Origin of the sequence: Streptomyces tricolor (genome assembly GCF_002155905.1) — a bacterium.
GTDB lineage: Bacteria > Actinomycetota > Actinomycetes > Streptomycetales > Streptomycetaceae > Streptomyces > Streptomyces tricolor.
On the sequence record NZ_MUMF01000333.1, the window covers coordinates 1 to 6,535 of the forward strand.

4 protein-coding genes and 1 pseudogene are annotated in these 6,535 nt (G+C 72.7%); 4 read left to right on the forward strand and 1 reads right to left on the reverse strand.

Translation table 11 applies throughout. The features are described from left to right. The first annotated feature begins 1,080 nt into the window (after positions 1-1,080). From CCN44_RS23670 to CCN44_RS23685, 4 genes are all read left to right on the forward strand, one after another. Entirely contained in the window at positions 1,081-2,532 is a 1,452-nt protein-coding gene (locus tag CCN44_RS23670; RefSeq protein WP_086699341.1) for an alkaline phosphatase PhoX, read from the forward strand. 495 nt (positions 2,533-3,027) lie between these two features. Continuing rightward, the gene (locus tag CCN44_RS23675) at positions 3,028-4,608 is read left to right on the forward strand and encodes a TROVE domain-containing protein (RefSeq protein WP_059248659.1); all 1,581 of its coding nucleotides are present in this window, start codon (positions 3,028-3,030) and stop codon (positions 4,606-4,608) included. 70 nt (positions 4,609-4,678) lie between these two features. Further along, the gene (locus CCN44_RS23680; protein WP_272935657.1) at positions 4,679-5,692 is read left to right on the forward strand and encodes a 1-aminocyclopropane-1-carboxylate deaminase; all 1,014 of its coding nucleotides are present in this window, start codon (positions 4,679-4,681) and stop codon (positions 5,690-5,692) included. A gap of 72 nt (positions 5,693-5,764) precedes the next feature. Continuing rightward, positions 5,765-6,337, forward strand: a complete 573-nt coding sequence (locus tag CCN44_RS23685) for a TetR/AcrR family transcriptional regulator (protein ID WP_086699345.1) — start codon at positions 5,765-5,767, stop codon at positions 6,335-6,337. Between the two features lie 39 nt (positions 6,338-6,376). On the opposite strand, the pseudogene CCN44_RS47860 reads toward CCN44_RS23685, so the two are convergent. Further along, positions 6,377-6,535, reverse strand: a pseudogene (locus CCN44_RS47860) (effector-associated constant component EACC1); the annotation flags it as partial.

Below are 6,535 nucleotides of genomic sequence, written 5' to 3' on the forward strand. Positions count from 1 at the left end.
GGCGGGCGGCTGGTGCCGTTGAGGCGGTGCCGGTGTCCTCCGAGCGGGCGGCCGGTGCTGTCGGGACGGGTGGCTGATGTCGCCGAGCGGGCGGTCGGGTTGCTGAAGCCGATGGCTGGTGTTGTCGGGTCAGGGTTGGTGTGTTGCTGGAGTCGGTGACTGGTGCCGCCGGAGTCGGTGGCCGATGCCGTCGAGTCGGGCTGCCGGTAGTGCCGAGGCCAGGTGATCGATGTCGCCGAGCGGGCGGTTGGGTTGCTTAAGCCGACGGCCGGTGCCGTCGAGTCGGGCGGTCGGGTTGCTGGAGTTCACGGCCGGTGTCGCGGGTCGGTAGCCGTTGCCGTCGAGTCGGGCGGTCGGTGTCGCCGAAGTCGACGGCTGGTGTTGCTGAAGCCGGTGGCCGTTGCCGTCGAGCCGGGCGGTCGGTGTCGCCGAAGTCGACGGCTGGTGTCGCCGAAACCGTTGGCCGGTGTCGCCGATGTCGGTGGCCGTGGCGCAGAGACCGCCGGTCGGGTTGCTGAAGCCGACGGCCGGTGCCGTTGAGTCGGGCGGTCGGGTTGCTGGAGTCCACGGCCGGTGTCGCGGGTCGGTGGCTGTTGCCGTCGAGTCGGGCGGTCGGTGTCGCCGAAGTCGACGGCTGGTGTTGCTGAAGCCGTTGGCCGGTGTCGCCGATGTCGGTGGCCGCGGCGCAGAGACCGCCGGTCGGGTTGCTGAAGCCGACGGCCGTTGCCGTCGAGTCGGGCGGTCGGTGACGCCGAAGCCGACGGCTGGTGTGGCCGAAGTCGACGGCTGGTGTGGCCGAAGTCGACGGCTGGAGTTGCTGAAGCCGGTGGCCGGTGTCGCCGGTGTCGGTGGCCGTGGCGCGGAGACGGCCGGCCGGTGCTGTTGTGGCAGGTCACCGTACCGGCCGGGCGGCCGGCCGGTGCTCGGGGCCGTCGTGGGCCGGTGCATTCGGATTCATGGAACAGGCGCCCTGGCGGTAGCCCGGCGTTCAACTCCCGTTCACAAGTGGACGGGAGCGTGTGCGCCGAGCCGAGGCCCCCCACCTTCCACGGCACTACCACCGTCGTCACAGGAGACACCATGTCGCTCACCCGCAGGGACTTCGCCAGAACATCCGCGATCACCGGTGCCGGGGTCGCCCTGGCGGGCAGCGTCGGCGCCCTCGCCACCGCGCCGAACGCCCTTGCTGCCACCGACAACGAGAGCGCCGGGACCGAGTCCGCGCACGGGGGCCACCACCGCGGCGTCGGCTACGGCCCGCTGATCGCCGACCCGAAGGGCATACTCGCCCTGCCCGCCGGCTTCTCGTACAAGATCATCACCTACTGCGGCAGGACCAAGCTGGAGTCGGGCGAGTTCACCCCGTCCAACCACGACGGCACCGCCACCTTCGCCGGCCCGCGCGGCACCACCCTGCTCGTCAACAACCACGAGCTGGCCGGCGCCCGCGCCGACTGGCCGCACCCGGTGCCGCTCACCGAGGGCCTCGTCTACGACCCGGCGGCGGCCGGCGGCTGCACGGTGGTCGAGGTCCGCCGCGGCGGCGAGGTCGCCGAGTGGGTGGGCATCGCCGGCACCGCCACCAACTGCGCCGGCGGCAGCACCCCCTGGGGCACCTGGCTGACCTGCGAGGAGACCGAGGACAAGGCCGGCAAGAACGGCTTCACCAAGGACCACGGCTACGTCTTCGAGGTCGACCCCGAGGACCGCCGCGCCAACCGCGACCCCAAGCCCATCAAGGCCCTGGGCCGCTACGCCCACGAGGCCGTCGTGGTCGACCCCAAGCGCGGCCACCTCTACCTCACCGAGGACGCCTCCGGCCCCAACGGCCTGTTCTACCGCTGGACCCCGCCGGCGGGCTTCCGCCACGGCCGCGGCAAGCTGCGCACCCTCGCCGACGACGCGGGCGTGCTCCAGGCCTTCAAGTGCTTCGACTCCGGCGGCAAGTTCGTGGACGACCTGTCCCGCGCCACGAAGATCGGCACCGTGTACGGCGTCGACTGGGTGGACGTCCCCGACCGTGACGCCCGGACCGTCTCGGTGCGCAAGCAGTTCACCGACGGCCAGATCACCCGCGCCCGCAAGCTGGAGGGCATGTGGTGGGGCGACGGCGGTGTCTACGTCGTCTCCTCCTACGCCCGCCAGGAGAGCCCGGCCCAGCACGACGGCCAGGTCTGGTTCTACGACCCCAAGCGCCGCACGCTGACGCTGAAGGTGCTGCTCGGGGTGAACCCGGACCCGGCCAAGGACGGTGCCCTCGACGGCCCCGACAACATCACCGTCTCCCCGTACGGCGGTCTGGTCATCGCCGAGGACGGCGAGGGCGTGCAGCACCTGTTCGGCGCCACCGAGAGCGGCCGGACCTACCCGATCGCCCGCAACGAGCTGAACATCGGCACCGCCGAGGAGCCGGAGTACAGCGAGTTCACCGGCGTCACCTTCTCGCCCGACGGCAGGACCCTGTTCGCCAACATCCAGGACCCCGGCATCATGCTCGCCATCACCGGCCCCTGGAAGCGGCACAAGCGGTAAACAATTCAGTGGCCCGGCCCGTGGCCGCCCTCCTAAGCTGACGTACGTCCAGGTGCGACAGGCAGGACCTACTTCCGCTCATAACGGGGAGGCCGCGGGTTCGAGTCCCGCCACCGGCTTCGACGTGCCGGTGTAGCTCAGAGGCAGAGCACCGTACGTCGGTTCCGCCGACCTCGATCTCTGGACACCGAAAACTTCACGCACCTCCCGGTGCGCAGGCTGCGGTTACTTCTTCTGCACGAGAATCCCAACCGCCGCCGACCTGATCTCGGGAGGCGTGGCACAGGGTGGGTGTCCGGTGCGCAGGCAGCGGTTACTTCATTGGATCGGACGGTTGCGGGTTCGAGTCCCGTCACCGGCTTCGGCCGGTGTAGCTCAATCGGCAGAGCATCTGGGTAAAGTCCGCCGCCGACTCCTGATCTCGGACACCTTCCCTGTGCCGTGCCTCCCTCCGTACGAAGACAGCAACGCACGACGTATGCGGGGGAGTTCACCATGGCGCGATTCAACACGCGCGCCGCCAAGGCGCGGCCGGTGTCGGCGGTCGGCTCGACGGGACGGGTCCTGCGGACCCACGAGGGCGGCCGGGGCCGCGAGCGCGACCCCCGCTCGGAGCTGTTCCTGCTGGCGGTGTCCCACTTCCTCACGGACACCTTCTACGAGAGCGCCGAGCAGCGCGACACCCGCTTCACCCGCCTCGTCCGCGACCTCGCCGTCAGCGACCCGGAGTGGACGGCCGGCCTGCTCGGCTGGCTGCGGGGCGAGGGCAACATGCGCACGGCCGCCCTCGTCGGCGCCGCCGAGTACGTGCACGCACGGCTGGCCGCCGACGCGACCGACGGCCCGGCGAACCGGCAGGTCGTGGCCTCCGCGCTGCAGCGCCCCGACGAGCCCGGCGAGCTGCTCGCGTACTGGACGTCGACGCACGGCCGCGCCGTCCCCAAGCCCGTCAAGCGCGGCATCGCCGACGCCGTACGACGGCTGTACCACGTCCGGTCGCTGCTCAAGTACGACACCGCGTCCAAGGGCTACCGCTTCGGCGACGTCCTCAACCTGGTGCACGCCGCGCCGGACCCGGACAAGCCCTGGCAGGGCGACCTGTTCCGGTACGCGCTCGACCGGCGCCACCACCCGGACACCGCCGTGCCGCCCGCGTCCCTTCCCGCGCTCACCCTGCACCGCGAGCTGATGGCACTGCCCGTCGAGCGGCGAAGGGCGGTCGTCACCTCGCCCGACGGCGCCGAGCGGCTCGCGGCGGCCGGCCTCACCTGGGAGGCGCTGGCCGGCTGGCTCCAGGGCCCGATGGACAAGGCGGCCTGGGAGGCTGTGATCCCGTCCATGGGCGCCATGGCCCTGGTCCGCAACCTGCGCAACTTCGACCAGGCCGGGGTGTCGGACGAGGTCGCCGCCCGGGTCGCCGCGCGGATCAGCGATCCGCAGGAGGTGCGCCGCTCGCGGCAGTTCCCCTTCCGCTACCTGGCCGCCTACCAGCACGCCCCCTCGCTGCGCTGGTCGTACCCGCTGGAGCAGGCGCTCGGCCACTCGCTGGCCAACGTGCCCGCGCTGCCGGGCCGTACGCTCGTGCTGGTCGACCGGTCCGGCTCGATGTTCTGGTCGCAGGTGTCCGAGCGGTCCCAGCTCAGCCGGGCCGACGCGGCGGCGGTCTTCGGCACCGCCCTCGCGCTGCGGGCGGCGGACGCCGATCTCGTGCAGTTCGGCTCCACCAGCGAGCGGGTGCGGTACCGCAAGGGCGAGTCGGTGCTGAAGGTCCTCAGGCGCTTCGGCGACCTGGGCGGCACCGACACCACCGAAGCGGTGCGCCGGCACTACCGGGGGCACGACCGGGTGCTGATCGTCACCGACGAGCAGTACGCCCCGCACCGGCACGGCGACCCCACCGCCCAGGTCCCGGACCGGGTCCCGGTCTACACCTGGAACCTGGAGGGCTACCGGGCGGGTCACGGCCCGTCGGGCGCGGGGAACCGGCACACCTTCGGCGGGCTCTCCGACGCCGCCTTCCGCATGGTCCCGCTGCTGGAGAGCGGCCGGGACGGACGCTGGCCCTGGCAGGCCTGACCGGCCGTCTTCGCCCGGAGATCGCCGAGGGGTAGGGTGACGGGCCCGACGAAGCACAGTGGGAGGCGTCTTGCTGGACTCGTACGAGCGGTACCCCCTCCTCTTCGGCCCGTCCCCGGTGCACCCCCTGGAGCGCCTCACCGCCCACCTCGGCGGTGCGGCGCTGTGGGCCAAGCGGGAGGACTGCAACTCGGGCATCGCGTACGGCGGGAACAAGACCCGCAAGCTGGAGTACCTGGTCGCCGACGCGCTCGCGCAGGGCTGCGACACCCTGGTGTCGATCGGCGGGGTGCAGTCCAACCACACCCGCCAGGTCGCCGCCGTCGCCGCCCGCGCCGGGCTGAAGTGCGTGCTGCTCCAGGAGAGCTGGGTGGACTGGCCCGACGCGGTGTACGACAAGGTCGGCAACATCCTGATCAGCCGGCTCGCCGGGGCCGAGGTGCGGCTGGTGCGGGCCGGGTTCGGGATCGGGTTCAAGGAGAGCTGGGAGCGGGCGCTGCGCGAGGTGGAGGCGGCGGGCGGAAAGCCGTACGCCATCCCGGCCGGCGCCTCCGACCACCCGCTCGGCGGCCTCGGCTTCGCCCGGTGGGCGTACGAGGTCGCCGAGCAGGAACGCGCGTCGGGGGTCTTCTTCGACACGGTGGTGGTGTGCTCGGTGACCGGGTCCACGCAGGCGGGCATGGTCGCCGGCTTCCGGGCACTGGAGGAGGCGGGCGGCCGACCGCGCCGGGTGCTCGGCGTCGACGCCTCCGCCGAACCCGCCCGCACCCGCGAGCAGATCGCCCGCATCGCCCACGCCACCGGCCGGCTCATCGGCGTCCGGCGGGCGTCGACCGAGGCGGACATCGAACTGGACGAGCGGTACCACGCGGGCACGTACGGCGTCCCCGACGACACCACGCTGGCGGCGATGCGGCTCGCCGCGCGCACCGAGGGCATGATCACCGACCCCGTGTACGAGGGGAAGTCGATGGCCGCCCTCGTCGACCTCGTCCGGCGCGGTGAGATCGGCGGGGACTCCACCGTGCTCTACGCCCACCTCGGCGGCCAGCCGGCGCTGAACGCCTACAGCGCCCTGTTCTAGGCGGGGCGCCGGGGCGGACCGCGTGCTCGGTAAAATCGCGGAGAGGGTGCCCGGCCGGCAAGGAGTGAGTGGATGACGCGGGGCAGGCCCATGCGCGCGGACGCTCGGCGCAACTACGAGCGGTTGCTGAAGGTGGCGGCGGAGGCCTTCGCCGAGCATGGGGAGAACGCGTCACTCGACGACATCGCCAGGCGGGCGGGCGTCGGCTCGGGCACGCTCTACCGGCACTTCCCGACCCGGCGGGCGCTGCTGGAAGCGGCGTACGTCGACCGGATCGACGCGCTCGGGGCGCGCGCCGGCGAGCTGGCGAAGGAGCTGCCGCCGGGCGAGGCGCTCATGGAGTGGCTGTACGAGCTGGCGGTCGGCACCCTCCAGGTGCGGGGGATGAAGGCCCTGCTCAGCTCGGCGGTGACGGAGGACAGCGGCGCGCCGGCGCTGACGGAGTGCGGGTCCGTGGTGAAGGGCGCGGCGGCCCGGCTGGTGGCGGCGGCGCAGGCGGAGGGCACGCTGCGGGGGGACGTGGAGTCGATCGAGGTGCTGCGGTTGGCCCACGGCGTGGCCATGGCCACGGAGCTGGGCCACGGCGGACCGAAGGAGATCCGCCGGTACCTGCGGCTTCTGGCGGAGGGGCTGCGGCTCGGCTGAGGTGCCCTTCCGGGGCGAGCCGGCCGGGGCGGCGGGGCGGGTGGTGCGCCAGGCGGCGTAGGAGAGGGCGAGGTTCGCCGCGGCGGTGGCCTGGCCGAAGACGATGTCGACGACGTCCCAGGCGCCCATGGTGCCGGTGACCGGCTGGGACGAACCGAGGCTCACCTCGGCGTACCCGCGGATCCGCGGATCCGACCG